Source organism: Parabacteroides caecihominis, assembly GCF_023656785.1.
Taxonomy (GTDB): domain Bacteria; phylum Bacteroidota; class Bacteroidia; order Bacteroidales; family Tannerellaceae; genus Parabacteroides; species Parabacteroides segnis.
In genome coordinates this window covers 43902-58993 of record NZ_JAMOKS010000039.1, presented here as the reverse complement: position 1 = coordinate 58993, position 15092 = coordinate 43902, and the positions used below count along the sequence as shown (strand labels likewise).

Sequence of the window (15092 nt, the reverse complement as noted above, 5' to 3'; positions counted from 1 at the left end):
TTGAAATTATGCAGAGCAATGCAATGTGTAGCTGAACTTCCACTACTATATCGTTACCTGCATCTTTATAAAAACACTTTTAATCGCTGATTTATAAAAGATTAAAACGAACTACACTCTTTTGTTAAGGGAAAGAAAGTCTTTTTGGTAAGACTTTACGTGGTGTGGGTATGACAATGGAAGGTAGTGAAAACAATCCTGTTATGTTTGAATTATTAACAGAACTCCCATGGCGCCCAGAACGTTTCGATAAAGATGAATGGCTTAAAAGTTACACGATTGCCCGTTATGGAAAGATAAATTCGACAGTGCAGGATGCCTGGACGCTTTTAAGTAATTCTATTTATAATTGTCCGCCGGAAAGTACGCAACAGGGTACTCATGAATCTCTTTTTTGTGCACGTCCATCTGATCATCCTTATCAAGTATCAAGCTGGTCTGAAATGAGTGATTATTACGATCCGAACGATGTCATTCGTGCTGCGTCCATGATGGTTTCTGTGGCTGATCAGTTTATTGGCAATAATAACTTTGAATATGATCTGGTAGATATTGTTCGTCAGGCAATAGCCGAAAAAGGACGTTTAGTGGAAAAAGTGGTTGAGGCCGCATTTGCATCCGGAGATAAGACGCTTTATAATGCTGCTGCCAATAAATTTTTACAATTGATTTTGTTTCAGGATGAATTATTGGGAACCCGTTCGGAATTTACTGTCGGAAATTGGATTAATCAAGCCCGTTCTTTAGGAAATACTCCGGAAGAGAAAGAACTGTATGAATGGAATGCTCGTGTCCAAATTACGACTTGGGGAAACCGAAATGCTGCTAATAAAGGAGGTTTACGTGATTATGCTCATAAAGAATGGAATGGTATTTTAAAAGATTTTTATTATGTAAGGTGGAAATCTTGGTTTGATTATCAAAATCAAATTCTGAGAGGTGAATCTCCGGATATGATTGATTTTTATGCACTGGAAGAAATATGGGTAAAGGATACTCAGACTTATAATTCTTTCTTTAAGGAAGATTGTGTAGCGACTGTAAAAAAAATTTGGACAGAAGTTTTTCTTCAATAAAGGGTGGTTGTTACTGATATCTTGAAGATGAAAAACCTCGATGAAATCGTGTTTTTCGGAAAAAGAGGCTGAAACGTAAAATGGATATTACGGTGCAGCCTCTTCTTAAATACTAATATACTATAGTCCTGAGTCTATCTCAAAATAGAATGATTTCTACTTCTTCTATTTAAAATAAAGTTTTCCGGAATAATTCCTTCATTTGTTCATCTGTGAGTAATATCTGCTTATTATCAACCCTCTACAGATGAAGACAATGAATAAACCCTAGTGCTCCTATACCCGTTTTTCTCCAATTTACCTTCATTGATCAGCTTTTTCAGGTCTTCTAAAGCACGATACTTGGAGCAACCCGTCAGTTCCCGATAATCGCCGCAAGTGATATAATGGTGCTTTTCCAGGTATTCCGTCAGCCTGCGGACCCGTTCCCCAAAAGGGGGCAACACACCTTTTCCTTCCGGCATGCGTTCCAGATCCATTGTCTTTAGTTTGCTTTTCAAGTATTTGCCACAGCGGAAATTCACATTCTTGAAGTGGATCGACTCGCTTCGGATCTCCTTCTTATCCATGACCGGACGCGAAGAAAGCGAGACGCTGAAAAAGCCCAATTCCTCCAGTTCGACATTATATCCCTGATCCAGACGGCTGGCCATCACATCGGCAATGACCCGCAACGCCCCTTTTAGATCGGCTCCCGACATTCCGGAGCGAGCTTCCGCCTCTTCTATCAGATCGTTCGTACGGATTGTTCCGTAAGGTACTACACGCGGATGCAACGCCTGTTTTTTCTTCTCTCCAGTAGGGTTCGGATTGCGAACCATTCGATATCTTGCACACATATCAGTTATTGTTTAAGGTGTAACCAGGCATCCGGTAATGCCGGAGTGCTTTCTTTTAATTTATCAGCCAACTGTCATACGCTTGTTTGATAGCTGACAAACGCTTGTAAGACTACTGTTGAATAAGCGTTTGACAATTGACAAACAAGAAAGAATAACGCACTAAAGATATAAATAATAATCGACAGAAGCCTTGTTATCCATAGCTTTTTTTCTTATCTTTAAGCAGAAAATACACCTTGGATCACAAGCAAATGAATATAACACAGTATAAAGACGGAAGTAAGTCCGTTAAAACCTTTTCGCTTAGTGAATTAGTCGATACGATGAAGGACCGTGCGTCCGGTCGTGCAGTAGAAGAATTCCGGGAAAAACTGGAGGAGTGTCCTCCGGGTTGTCCTTGTCCGGCGGCAAGTAAACTGCCCCGGATTGTTTTTGGTGCCGAATACCGGAAGAAGAACGGAGAGATGAAAATGGCAGCCTGCAATGGTCTTGTCCTTCTCGAAGTCGGTAATCTGTCAGGGTATACGGAGGCGACGGAGGTGCGACGGAAGGCAGCCGGTTCGCTGCAAACACTGCTTGCTTTTATCGGCTCAAGCCGTAAAAGTGTGAAGATTGTCGTACCTTTTACATTGCCGGACGGTTCTTTGCCTCGTAACAGTGAACTGGCGGGGTGGTTTCATGCACATGCTTATCAATTGGCACTCAATTATTACCGGATGCAATTGCAGCGGGATATCGCTTTCCGGCAACCGGTTATAGAGCAGTCTTGCCGTATCTCCTATGATCCCGATCTTTATTATAATCCGGCGGCTGTTCCGGCAACACTCGAACAGCCTTTGCAAATGCCTGGCGAACCGACTTTTCGCGACGTGAAACAGCAGGAACCGTTGCCGCTTCAGCGGATGGAGGCGGGGCACGAACGCAGTAGTTCTGTTTATCTGCTCTATCAGGTGGCTCTGAAAAAGGCGATAGAGGAGGTGAAAAAGGAACTGGGGGATGCGGAAGAGGACACGTTGTTGGTCCGTTTGGCAGAGAATTGCCTGCGGGCAGGCATACCGGAGGAAGATGTGCTGAAATGGTCGTATGCGAACATGCACTTCCGGCGTAGTGAAACGGAATTGCGGGCGGCTGTGCATAATGCCTATCTGCTGGATAAATATTATGGTGTTGGTCCGGTGATGCCGGCTTGCCAGAATCTGGTGCTCCGGATGGAAGAGTTTATGAAACGACGGTATGAATTGCGACGGAATGAGTTGAAAGGGGAGGTGGAGTATCGCGAGCGGCGTTCCTATTATTATGATTTTTTCCCGGTCACAGAGGAGGTGCTCAATACGATCTCTTTGCATGCGCAAGCCGAAGGACTTGATTTATGGGATCGCGATGTGAAACGCTATATCTATTCCAATAAGATACCGCTGTTCAATCCGCTGGATGATTATTTGGATCATTTGCCGGAATGGGATGGGAAAGATCATATCCGTGCATTGGCGGATACCGTGCCGACATCGTCGAAACTGTGGCGCAATCATTTTTATCGCTGGTTTTTGGGGCTGGTTGCCCAATGGAAACAGATGAGTAGCGTGTATGCCAACAGTGTCTTGCCTTTGCTGGTGGGTGAGCAGGGATGTGGAAAGTCTACCTGGTGCCGTAATCTGTTGCCGCCTGTCTTGCGCGACTTTTATACGGATAGCATTGATTTTGGGAATCGCCGTGACGCCGAACTGATGCTGCATCGATTTGCCCTGATCAATATCGATGAGTTCGATTCGGTGGGGGCTTCCCGCCAGTCTTTCCTGAAACACCTGCTTCAGAAACCGGAGGTGAATGCCCGCAAGCCTTATAAATCGAGTGTTCGGGCGTTGAAACGGTATGCCGGATTTGTCGGGACTTGTAATAATATGGACCTGTTATCCGATCCGACCGGTAGCCGTCGTTTCCTTTGTGTTGAAATTAAAGGGGAGATCGACCGCCGCTATCTGGTTGACCATGACCAGCTATATGCTCAGGCCATTTATTTGTTGCGGGCAGGCGAACGTTATTGGTTTACGCATGAAGAGGAGCTGGCTGTTATCCGGCAGAATGAGGCATTCGAGCAAGTGCCGGTGGAAGAGCAGTTGTTGTTGCAATATTTTCGTGCCGTTCCTGTAGGGGAAGATGGAGGCGATTGGTTATCAGTAGCTGAGATCATGCAACATATCCGTAAGCGCAGCCGCCTTAGTTTCAGTAACACAACGATCAATGGCTTTGGCCGTTTACTACGCCGAAATAACTATCCTTCTCGCCACGCTTTGCGTGGAAATTTGTATCATGTAGAGGAGATTGGATGATATTCTTCATTTTGTTCATCTGCAAGGCGTTTATTCTTAGTGTTATAGCTTTGCGGATGAATAAATGAAGGAAAAAATGGGAAAACTTTTATTCGGCATATATAGCATAGAGCAAGCGGATGGTTTATAACTGTATTGTAGTTTTAGAAAAAATGAATGTATGTAAGTTTGATTAGTTACGGCAGTAAACTTTTTGTACTTTTGTAGATATTATCGTACATAATAATAAAGGCATAATGAAAGACTCGATAGCTTATTTACCCAAGGACAAGCAGGAAGATTTAAACTTTCTGGTTAATGAGATACTGAAAAGGCTACCTCAGGTGGAGTTTATTATTCTGTATGGTAGCTATGCAAGAGGAAATTATGTACGCCGTAGCATACGGATTGAAGATGGCGGTATTCCTACCGTCAAAATATCCGATTATGATATCTATGTGATAACCAGTGGTATCAATAGTAAAAAGGCCGAGACTGTTTTGGATAATGTGGAAGATATATTTTTTTCCGGAAAGGATTTTGACCGGGATACTCCTGTCCAGTTTATCAATGATGATATTAAGATAGTGAATAAATACCTGGAGGAGGGACGATATTTTTATACACAGATTAAACAGGAAGGTATTGTTCTGTATAATAGTGGTAAATACAAACTGGCTCGCCGCCGGAAACTAAACTATGCAGAGATAAAGGAACAGGCGCAGGAATATTTTGATGAGAAATTAAATGAAGCGAATGAATTTTTAGTAGATACAATCAATGCGTTTAATAGAGGAAATTACAAAAGAGCTTCCTTTTATCTTCATCAAGCCTGTGAGAATTATTACTATGCAATTCGATTGACATATACTTTGCGAAATAACAAACAGCACAATCTATCAAAATTGTCTTCATCAGTCAGAGGCTATTCTGAAGATCTAAAAATGGTATTTCCGCAAGATACACTCGAAGAGAAACGGCTTTTTACTTTATTAAAGGCTGCTTATGTGGATGCCCGGTACAATCCGCATTTTGTCGTAACCAAAGAGGATATCAATCAACTAACTCCGAAAGTAGAATTGCTAAGGGATATAACGAAACGGATTTGTGAATCGAAGATCAAGGAGTATGCGGAGAAAGTTTTGTGAAACTTTGTCAGGTTTGTTGTTGCTGCAATTCGATTATGTAATATAGGCATCGCTCATCGTTATTAAAGGATATTTTTAAATCAGTTCTTTCAAATCATAGTACATTGGAATTGTATCGTCTTCGGCATCGTTAACTAATTGTTTAAATCCATTTTTTTCATAGAAAGGAACTGCAGTAATATATGCGTCTACAGTTAGAAATCTATTCGCAGATATAGATTGATTATTAATTAACATTTGTTTGATGGCGGAGATTAACTCTGTACCCCAACCTTCTTTTTTATGATTTTGTGATACTGCAAATCGCCCTATTTTTACAGCGGGGTAACTTCCTAAATGTTTCCTATGGGGGAATACTCGTCTAAGTTTACGCCATAAGTTCTTGGAAATGGTTGTTTGAGATATTTTGTCGTTCAGAAGGCTGAAATAAGCAATCGTTTCGTTTTCTTCTTCCAGGACAAAGGTATTGGCAATCATTTGTTCTTTATAATAAGACGCATCATCAAAAAGAAAACCGTTTAAATCCGCGTCGCCGCAATCAAACGGTTTTATCTTTTCTAATTCTTCCAACTTTGCTAATTTCATGTTCACATCATAAAGGTTGCTATTTTCTTTATATTCTCGTAAGCTTCCTTTATACGTCTTTTTTCATCGTCAGAAGCTGGTTTCACATCCTTAATGGATTGATTAAAACGCTTTGCGTCTTCTCCAAATATGATTGGAGTCTCTTTTATCGGTTTGGCCATCGTAATAATTGTTTATAGTTTATAAATCCGATACAAAGGTAAATATTATTCCTGATTTTTCTCCTATTTAGTCTAGGAAAGATCAATTATATACGAGCAAATTGAGACTCTCAAGTTTGTTGTTGCTGCAATTCGATTATGATTTCATCGGTAATATATGCATCGCTCATCGTTATTAAAGGATATTCTTTATTAAGTAAGAGAGCATATATATTACTGTTATAGAATAGATGCAATGCTTTTACGGGAGAAACTTTTAGTTGTTTAGCTAGTTGCATCACAATCCGACTGTATTTATTCCATACTAAAACATCTATCATAGTTTGTTTATTTAAGCGTTATCGATTGTTCAAAAGAAAGGCATTCGTCTATAAGTTGTTGGTTTAGCAAACAAATTTGGTTATTCGGTTGCTCGTATTGCAGACGTCCTAATGCAACTTCTTTTGTAATTTGTCCTTCAATATAATTTTCTATTGTATCAAATATTCGGTCATTAGCTACACCTCCTTCTATTAAATCATATCCTAACCAAGGTTTTTTCCCTCGCCGACTATCAACGATAAAGTCAAGCCAGTCATTGCCATATCCATCGAAATGCAATGATCTATAATTTGCAGAAGATATTTTTTCAATATTTAATTCGTATATATTAATTGTTGCAATAGTACCGGGGCGACGTAACATCATAACAGAAGCCCATCGTTCTGCCTGATTATAAATGTCTGTAACATAAAATCCTTTTCCGAAATCAAGATTCTCTCTTCCGATATTGGCCAAAGGATACTGTATTTCCGCTGTACTTCCGTGAAAGACTTTCATGATTGTTTCTCTTTTTCTTTATAATATCTTTCCCAATTATCCAGAGCTTCTATCAATGTGTCCGCAATGTATTCCCGGCTTTGAGTATGAAGCACATCATATCCCTCGATAAGGTAGCGGGTGATGAGATCGACTTTTTCTAATCGATTATAAAGGACTGGGGCAGGAATACCTGTTTTTTGTGCTGCACTTTCGATGGCAAAAACCACAAACTCCATGAGTTTATCGTCAATCGACCGGGAAATATGTGTTGTTGCTTGTTGCATATTTCTTTCTATTTATTCAGCTTCAATATCTTTTGTTTTTGTCAAACATATAAAGCTTCCTTTTCGATATTTCGTTTCAGATACTCATCCATACGATCACGCAATCTTACCAAGTCGACCCGGGATCCTAGCAAAGCTTCAAGATCAAATTTGATGCGGGCTAATGTGAGTAGATTGGGAGCGGGGGCTTCAAAACAAATATCCACATCGCTATTTTCTGTTTGCTCACCACGGGCAACACTGCCGAAAATCCCCATACGGACAATACCATATTTTCCGGCATGGGAATCCATATATTGCCGTAATAGTGTCAAGTATTCATTTGTCGATTTCATAGCAGTTACCTTTTATGAGGTCAAAGATAGTTATATTTTTTTGAAAGGGAGATTACTTAGCTTTGTAAAATCCAATCAGGTTCTACGAATTTCTTTATTGCCTAATTAGAATTAAATCACTAACTTTGCGGCATTTTTAGAAGAAAGATAAATATAACGCGAAATGAGTAAGAAATTTGCCGAATATTCTAAGTTTGACTTATCGAATGTCAATAAAGAGGTGCTGAAGAAGTGGCAGGATGGCGACATCTTCCACAAGAGTCTTGAAATCCGCGAAGGATACCCCTCATTTGTATTTTACGAAGGACCGCCTTCTGCAAATGGTATGCCGGGTATTCACCACGTTATTGCCCGTTCGATTAAGGACATTTTCTGCCGTTACAAGACCATGAAAGGATTCCTGGTCAACCGTAAGGCAGGATGGGATACACACGGCCTGCCGGTTGAGTTGGGCGTGGAGAAATCCATGGGTATAACCAAGGAAGATATCGGCAAGAAGATTTCTGTCGCTGACTATAATGCAGCTTGCCGCCGCGATGTGATGAAGTTTACCAAAGAATGGGAAGACCTCACCGATAAGATGGGTTACTGGGTGGATATGGAAAATCCGTATATCACCTACGATAACCGTTACATCGAAACGCTGTGGTATCTGCTGAAAGAATTATATAAGAAAGGTTTGCTGTACAAAGGATATACGATCCAACCGTATTCGCCGGCAGCCGGAACAGGTCTTAGCTCACATGAGTTGAACCAGCCGGGATGCTATAAAGATGTGAAAGATACGACTTGTACGGCACAATTCCATATCCTCGATCCGAAGCCCGAAATGGCACAGTTCGGTGATGCATTCTTCCTGGCATGGACGACTACTCCGTGGACATTGCCTTCAAATACGGCTCTTTGTATGGGACCGAACATCTCTTATGTGGCTGTTCAGACTTATAACCCGTATACCGGTATGCCGATGACGGTGGTATTGGCGAAGGATTTGATGGGTGCGCATTTCAATCCGAAAGCTGCCGACCTGGAATTATCTGATTATAAGATAGGCGATAAGCTGATACCGTTTAAGGTGGTTGGCGAATGGAAAGGTTCCGAACTGGCCGGTATGCATTACGAGCAGCTGATTCCGTGGGTAAATCCGGGCGAAGGTGCTTTCCGCGTAATCAATGGTGACTTTGTGACAACCGAAGACGGTACGGGTATCGTACATATCGCTCCGACTTTCGGTGCGGATGACGACCGTGTGGCTAAGGTGGCCGGTGTGCCGCCGTTGATGATGATCGACAAGGATGGCAACAGACGTCCGATGGTGGATATGACCGGTAAGTTCTATCTGCTGGAAGACCTGGATCCTGAATTCGTACAGACCTGTATGAATGCGGCCGACTATGATCCGTTCCAGGGTAAGTTCGTAAAGAATGCGTACGATCCGGAGAAAACCGATAAAGACGAAACATTGGATATCGAAATATGTATGATGCTGAAAGTGCAGAACCGCGTGTTCCGCATCGAAAAGCATGTACACAACTACCCGCACTGCTGGCGTACCGACAAACCGGTGTTGTATTATCCGCTGGATAGCTGGTTTATCCGCACAACAGCCTGCCGTGATCGTATGATCGAACTGAATAATACGATCAACTGGAAGCCGCAGAGCACCGGTACGGGACGTTTCGGTAAATGGTTGGAAAACCTGCAGGACTGGAACTTGAGCCGTAGCCGTTATTGGGGTACTCCGTTACCAATCTGGCGTACGGAAGACGGAACGGAAGAAAAATGTATCGGTTCGGTGGAAGAACTATACAACGAAATAGAAAAGGCTGTTAAAGCCGGATTCATGGAAAGCAATCCTTATAAGGATAAAGGCTTCAATCCGGGTGAATATAATAAGGATAATTACGAAAAGATCGACTTGCACCGTCCGTATGTGGATGAGGTAATCCTGGTTTCTGAAAGCGGTAAGCCGATGAAACGGGAAACCGACCTGATTGATGTTTGGTTCGACTCGGGTGCGATGCCTTATGCCCAGATCCATTATCCGTTCGAGAATAAGGAAATATTGGATAACCGTACGGTTTATCCGGCCGACTTTATCGCGGAAGGTGTCGACCAGACACGCGGTTGGTTCTTTACCCTGCATGCACTGGCAACGATGGTGTTTGACAGTGTGGCTTACAAAGCGGTTGTTTCCAACGGTTTGGTATTGGACAAGAATGGAAATAAGATGTCTAAACGTCTGGGAAATGCGGTTGATCCGTTCTCTACGATCGAGCAATATGGTTCCGACCCGTTGCGTTGGTATATGATTACGAATGCATCTCCGTGGGATAACATCAAGTTCGATATCGACGGAATGGATGAAGTACGCCGTAAGTTCTTCGGTACATTATATAATACCTATTCATTCTTCTCGCTCTATGCCAATGTGGACGGCTTCGATTATTCGGAACCGGATGTTCCTCTGAACGAACGCCCGGAGATCGACCGCTGGATTCTTTCTTTGCTGAATACATTGGTGAAAGATGTGGACGGATTCTATGATACCTACGAACCGACCCGTGCGGGACGTGCTATCTCCGAATTTGTAAACGATAACCTGAGTAACTGGTATGTACGCCTGAACCGTCGCCGTTTCTGGGGTGGTGGTATGACAACCGATAAGTTGTCGGCTTACCAGACTTTATATACTTGCCTGGAAACGATAGCCAAGTTGATGGCTCCGATTGCTCCGTTCTATGCCGATCAGTTGTTCTGTGACTTGATTGCCGTAACCGGACGTGAGACGGTTGAGTCTGTTCACTTATCCGATTTCCCGAAATATGATGAAGCATTGATCGATAAAGATCTGGAAGAACGTATGAAGATGGCTCAGGATGTTTCGTCCATGGTGCTGGCTTTGCGTCGTAAAGTGAATATCAAAGTTCGTCAGCCGCTTCAGACCATAATGGTGCCGGTTATGGATGCCCATCAGCAGGAAAGTATCGAAGCTGTGAAGAATCTGATCCTGAACGAAGTGAATGTGAAGGAACTGAAGTTTGTCGATAACGCTGCCGGAATCCTGGTAAAACGTATCAAGCCGGACTTTAAGAAGTTAGGCCCGCGTTACGGTAAGATCATGAAGAGTCTGGCTGCCGCTATTCAAAGCATGAGTCAGGAGGATATCCTTGCATTCGAAGCTGCCGGAACATTCACGCTGAAAGTGGAAGGACAGGATGCAACCGTTGAACGTACGGATGTTGAAATTATCTCGGAAGATATCCCGGGCTGGCTGGTTGCCAATGAAGGCCGTCTGACTGTAGCTCTTGATATTACAGTTACCGAAAGCCTGCGTAAGGAAGGTTTGGCACGCGAATTGGTAAACCGTATCCAGAACTTGCGTAAGAGCAACGGTTACGATATAACGGATAAAATCAATGTGACTATTCTTTCGACCGATGAAATGGATGACGCAATTAAGGAATTTAATGAGTACATTGCGAACCAAGTGCTGGCTGTATCTGTTGAAATAACGGAACATGCCATAAGCGATGCGACTGTCCTTGATTTCGAAGATTTCAATCTGTCGGTACGAATCGAAAAAGAGTGATTTTTTCTATAAAAAAGAAAGGCGTCCCTTGCCGCATATAAATATTATCGTATATTTGGACTGCGACTTGGTCGCCTGATATATATTATGAATTGTGGAACCTAAAATTAAATGAACCATGGCAGAAAAGACTAGATATTCGGATGCTGAACTCGAGGAGTTCCGCGCCATTATTTTAGAGAAGTTGGAGGTAGCCAAGAAGGATTACGAGTTGTTGAGATCGGGTGTAACCAATTCTGATGGTAACGATGTGGCTGATACATCACCAACATTTAAGGTGTTGGAAGAAGGTGCCGCAACTTTGTCGAAGGAAGAGGCCGGACGTTTGGCACAACGCCAGATGAAGTTCATACAGAACTTACAGGCTGCTTTGATCCGTATAGAAAATAAAACGTATGGCATTTGTCGTGAAACGGGTAAACTGATCCCAAAGGAAAGACTGCGTGCCGTTCCTCATGCTACTTTGAGTATCGAAGCAAAACAAGGAGGTAAGAGATAAATGAAATTTTCTAAAGGTTGGGGAGCAGTGTTGATTATAATGCTGCTCCTTATTCTTGACCAGGCTCTCAAAATTTGGATCAAGACACACATGCAGTTGCATGAGAGTATAGAGATTACCCCGTGGTTTTATCTCTATTTTACCGAGAATCCGGGAATGGCTTTCGGTATAGAAGTAATAGGTAAGTTGTTTTTGTCGATATTCCGTATTGTGGCGGTCGGCTTTATCGGTTATTACCTGTATAAGCTTGTAAAAGACAAATATAACTTCGGTTTTATTGCTTGTGTCTCGTTGATATTTGCAGGAGCAATCGGTAATATTATCGACTCTATATTTTATGGAGTGGTATTTGATCATAGTTTTGGTCAGATCGCATCTTTTATGCCTGCGGGCGGAGGGTATGCGGGATGGCTGCACGGGAAAGTAGTGGATATGTTTTACTTCCCGTTGATTCAGACGGTATTGCCTGACTGGCTTCCTATCTGGGGAGGGGAGGAGTTTGTCTTTTTCCGTCCTATCTTCAACCTGGCGGATTCAGCAATCTGCGTGGGTGTTTTCTTATTATTGATATTTTACCGGCATACCTTGTCGGCCAGTCTCTCTAAAGAAAAAGAAAGTAATAAATAAATGCGGAATAAATTGCGCAGATATGGTGTCGCATTGTTGACGGCAGCTTTGTTGGTTTCCTGTAGTAAGGTGCCTGATGGTATTTTGTCGGAAAAGGAAATGAAGGCTGTCCTGATCGATATGCAACTGGCTGAAGCTATGATCAGCACGGATTATAAAAAGTATAGCGACGATGCTGAGAAAGATGCGCTTTACCAGTCTGTATTCCGCAAGCATAAAATAGAACAGGCTGTTTATGACAGTTCGCTGGTCTGGTATGGGCGCAACCTGGATGTGTACATGCAGGTGTACGATCTGGTATTGGCCGAACTGAATGAACGGCAAAAGGCGCTGGGAGATGTGCAGGCAAATGCCGCCCCTGTATCTAAACAGGATTCGGTAGATATCTGGCCGCGTCTTACTTATCTTACCTTAGAACCGAATGCCTTGTTTAACGGGATAGCGGTCGATATTAAACCGGAAACCAACTATCCGTCCGGCAGTACGTTTGTATTGGGAATGCGCGTCTGGGGATTGAACGATGCGATGAAGAATCGTCCGGAGATCCGTCTGAGCGCTAATCAGGGAGATACGATTATTACCGTAAACGACAAAATTCTTCGCGACGGTTATCATGAAACAACGTTAAGGACTTTGCCTACCAAACAGGTAAAGAGCGTGTATGGTTTTATCCGCCTGAACGGAAAAGATGATTCCACCTCTTATTTAAAAGTTTATGTGGATAGTTTGAATCTGATGCGGTATAACTACGGTCGGTTACCGGAAAACGACTCCATACAAGTAGCACGTAAGGATTCCATAAAGAATTAGATCAAAATATGCGCAGGATTGCTTCGCATTATATATACTGGCGTAAATGGTACCGTATGCATTATCTCGAATTAGATGCGGAGGGACGTTTGACCGGTGCGTATCCTTTGGAACAGGAGATTGCGAATACAGAATTTTATGACGGTACTTTATTGCCGGTACCGTCAGACCTTACTTTTCCTCCGGTTGGAGTTTCTTCTTTAGCGGAATGGCTGGCTGTTACGGATTCAGTAACCGTAGACTCTCTGGTACAAGTCTGTCATTTACCCCGCATTTCCCCGGCGACGCCTGAACTCGGCGCAGACTACAGCAGTGGCGATTGCTACGTTCAGCGACTCTGATGTTTCCCTGTCCTGAGGGTAATTAGGTATATACAACTTTTCATTGACAAGTGTTTCTATTTCGGGACGGATACCGTTTCCTTCATTTCCCATGATGATGATACCTGTTTCCGATAATTCTTTCGTGTACATGTTCTCTCCGTCAAGAAACGTTCCGTATAACGGGATTTGTTGTTCTGCCTGTTTTTTCAGGTAGCCATGTAAATCCGTATAATGTACTTTTACATGGACGAGGGCTCCCATGGTGGCTTGTACCGTTTTGGGACTGAATACGTCGGCGGTGTCCTGGCTACAAACAATATGTTCGATGCCGAACCAGTCTGCCAGCCGTATGATCGTACCGAGATTGCCCGGATCTTGTATCCCGTCGAGGGCAAGGATTAACTGGGTCTTCGGGTCGGCATCTTCCAATGACCAGGCCGGACGTTTGAAGACGGCCAGTACATCCTGCGGGTTTTTCAGGAAACTGGCTTTCCGTATATCGTCATCATCGGCTTCCAGCAATTCTTTAGCGGGAATGTCGCCTTGTGTTGCCATCCATGACGGTTTGGCTATCAGCAGGTCGCATTCGAATGCATGTAACATGTCTGCCACCAACTTATTTCCTTCGGCAACAAATGCATTTAACTCGTTACGAAACTTCTTTAATTCCAGTGAACGGATCTGTTTTACTTTAGACTTACTCAGCATCTTTACTCTTTTTACAAAGCAAAAGTACAGGAATTTATTTAATTTCAGTTACATTTCATTGAAAAGTGGATATAAGGTAAATACATTACAATTCTCCTTTTATGAGGATTGTGCCTATTACCTTTGTGAAGTAATGGAGGAACAAATTTCTCTATTATTATACCATATGTCTTGATTTGAGCGGTATCTGGAATAATCTTCTTTAATAATATCTAATTTTAGGGCGAAGTTTTCGAAAAACGAGTATTAGTCGGTAAATCAAACAACCCTCATGAGGGTTGTTTGCTGTATATACAGCAAACAAATTTATTTATATAAAATTTTTTTGGTACTTACATGTAAATCTAGTGCGTGTAGTCTTGATATGAATAAAACAAAATAACTAAAAAACAAAAAGTATGATGAGAAAACTTATTATCATGATCTTCCTGTTTGTGATTCCATTGTCGTTTTATGCACAGGATAGATTGAGTGGTCAGAAAGGATCAGTCGTCGGTCTGAAAACGAATATCCCGTATTGGGGAGCGATGGCGACTTTCAATGCCGGAGTTGAATTCCGTCTGGCACGTCATTGGTCATTGGATATAGAGACCGGTCTGAACCCGTTCGACGGAAAGAAAGAAGATGGTAGCTATGGTAAATCTCTTAAGCATTGGCGACTTCATCCGGAGTTGCGTTATTGGTTTTGTGAAACTTCCTACAAACATTTCATTGGTCTGCATGTCCCTTACATATTATATAATGTATCGGACATCAAAATATTGGGTACCGAGAATGAGCGCCATCAAGGTTGGGGAGCAGGAGTAGGCGTTAGCTACGGTTATTCATGGTTGCTTTCCAAGCACTGGAATCTGGAAGCGACGGTCGGTGTGGGATATCTCTATCTCGAATCGGAGAAATATCCCTGTACAAACTGCGGTCGTCGTCAGGAATACGTCAAGAAACATTATTTCGGTCCAACACAAGCAGCAATTAATCTGATTTATCAATTTTAA

General features: G+C 42.5%; 16 protein-coding genes and 1 pseudogene. 9 read left to right on the top strand and 8 right to left on the bottom strand.

The genetic code is table 11. The features are described from left to right. Nucleotides 1–152 precede the first annotated feature (152 nt). Nucleotides 153–1076 (top strand): annotated as a pseudogene (locus tag NBH14_RS24085) (alpha-N-acetylglucosaminidase C-terminal domain-containing protein); the annotation flags it as partial. Between the two features lie 233 nt (nucleotides 1077–1309). Here the strand turns inward: NBH14_RS24085 and NBH14_RS24080 are convergent. After that, nucleotides 1310–1915, bottom strand: a complete 606-nt coding sequence (locus NBH14_RS24080) for an HU family DNA-binding protein (RefSeq protein ID WP_186958902.1) — start codon at nucleotides 1913–1915, stop codon at nucleotides 1310–1312. A 254-nt stretch (nucleotides 1916–2169) separates the two neighbouring features. Here NBH14_RS24080 and NBH14_RS24075 point away from each other — a divergent pair, with 254 nt between their 5' ends. Together NBH14_RS24075 and NBH14_RS24070 are read left to right on the top strand one after the other, a co-directional pair. Further along, complete coding sequence (locus NBH14_RS24075; RefSeq protein WP_186958901.1) at nucleotides 2170–4245, top strand: BT4734/BF3469 family protein; 2076 nt, start codon at nucleotides 2170–2172, stop codon at nucleotides 4243–4245. 236 nt (nucleotides 4246–4481) lie between these two features. After that, nucleotides 4482–5372: a HEPN domain-containing protein gene (locus NBH14_RS24070; protein WP_186958900.1), complete on the top strand. Its 891-nt coding sequence runs from the start codon at nucleotides 4482–4484 to the stop codon at nucleotides 5370–5372. A gap of 75 nt (nucleotides 5373–5447) precedes the next feature. On the opposite strand, the gene NBH14_RS24065 is transcribed toward NBH14_RS24070, so the two are convergent. From NBH14_RS24065 to NBH14_RS24040, 6 genes are all read right to left on the bottom strand, one after another. Next, complete coding sequence (locus tag NBH14_RS24065) at nucleotides 5448–5957, bottom strand: GNAT family N-acetyltransferase (RefSeq protein WP_186958899.1); 510 nt, start codon at nucleotides 5955–5957, stop codon at nucleotides 5448–5450. Between the two features lie 2 nt (nucleotides 5958–5959). Further along, the gene (locus tag NBH14_RS24060) at nucleotides 5960–6118 is read right to left on the bottom strand and encodes a hypothetical protein (protein ID WP_007657504.1); all 159 of its coding nucleotides are present in this window, start codon (nucleotides 6116–6118) and stop codon (nucleotides 5960–5962) included. Between the two features lie 110 nt (nucleotides 6119–6228). Then, nucleotides 6229–6438: a DUF3791 domain-containing protein gene (locus NBH14_RS24055; protein WP_046145136.1), complete on the bottom strand. Its 210-nt coding sequence runs from the start codon at nucleotides 6436–6438 to the stop codon at nucleotides 6229–6231. A 7-nt stretch (nucleotides 6439–6445) separates the two neighbouring features. Then, a complete protein-coding gene (locus NBH14_RS24050) occupies nucleotides 6446–6937 on the bottom strand; it encodes a DUF3990 domain-containing protein (RefSeq protein ID WP_186958898.1) in 492 nt (163 codons plus the stop codon). After that, nucleotides 6934–7203 carry a DUF3791 domain-containing protein gene (locus NBH14_RS24045; protein ID WP_186958897.1) on the bottom strand — a complete coding sequence of 90 codons (270 nt, stop codon included), beginning with the start codon at nucleotides 7201–7203 and terminating at the stop codon, nucleotides 6934–6936. The genes NBH14_RS24050 and NBH14_RS24045 overlap by 4 nt, the downstream gene beginning before the upstream one ends. Before the next feature lie 41 nt (nucleotides 7204–7244). Further along, the gene (locus tag NBH14_RS24040) at nucleotides 7245–7538 is read right to left on the bottom strand and encodes a nucleotidyltransferase family protein (protein ID WP_186958896.1); all 294 of its coding nucleotides are present in this window, start codon (nucleotides 7536–7538) and stop codon (nucleotides 7245–7247) included. Between the two features lie 163 nt (nucleotides 7539–7701). Here NBH14_RS24040 and ileS point away from each other — a divergent pair, with 163 nt between their 5' ends. The 5 genes from ileS to NBH14_RS24015 all read left to right on the top strand — a co-directional run bounded on the left by ileS (nucleotide 7702) and on the right by NBH14_RS24015 (nucleotide 13407). Further along, the gene (gene ileS / locus NBH14_RS24035; RefSeq protein WP_186958895.1) at nucleotides 7702–11130 is read left to right on the top strand and encodes an isoleucine--tRNA ligase; all 3429 of its coding nucleotides are present in this window, start codon (nucleotides 7702–7704) and stop codon (nucleotides 11128–11130) included. Between the two features lie 118 nt (nucleotides 11131–11248). Next, nucleotides 11249–11629, top strand: a complete 381-nt coding sequence (locus NBH14_RS24030) for a TraR/DksA family transcriptional regulator (RefSeq protein WP_007657507.1) — start codon at nucleotides 11249–11251, stop codon at nucleotides 11627–11629. Then, nucleotides 11630–12256 (top strand): lipoprotein signal peptidase, encoded by a 627-nt coding sequence (locus NBH14_RS24025; protein ID WP_122327205.1) that lies wholly within the window; start codon nucleotides 11630–11632, stop codon nucleotides 12254–12256. Next, nucleotides 12257–13066, top strand: a complete 810-nt coding sequence (locus NBH14_RS24020; protein ID WP_186958894.1) for a DUF4296 domain-containing protein — start codon at nucleotides 12257–12259, stop codon at nucleotides 13064–13066. Nucleotides 13067–13074: 8 nt separating this feature from the next. Beyond that, the gene (locus NBH14_RS24015; RefSeq protein ID WP_186958893.1) at nucleotides 13075–13407 is read left to right on the top strand and encodes a hypothetical protein; all 333 of its coding nucleotides are present in this window, start codon (nucleotides 13075–13077) and stop codon (nucleotides 13405–13407) included. Here the strand turns inward: NBH14_RS24015 and NBH14_RS24010 are convergent. After that, nucleotides 13330–14097 (bottom strand): TrmH family RNA methyltransferase, encoded by a 768-nt coding sequence (locus NBH14_RS24010; RefSeq protein WP_122327208.1) that lies wholly within the window; start codon nucleotides 14095–14097, stop codon nucleotides 13330–13332. The genes NBH14_RS24015 and NBH14_RS24010 overlap by 78 nt on opposite strands. Before the next feature lie 401 nt (nucleotides 14098–14498). Here NBH14_RS24010 and NBH14_RS24005 point away from each other — a divergent pair, with 401 nt between their 5' ends. After that, nucleotides 14499–15092, top strand: a complete 594-nt coding sequence (locus NBH14_RS24005) for a DUF3575 domain-containing protein (RefSeq protein ID WP_044214758.1) — start codon at nucleotides 14499–14501, stop codon at nucleotides 15090–15092.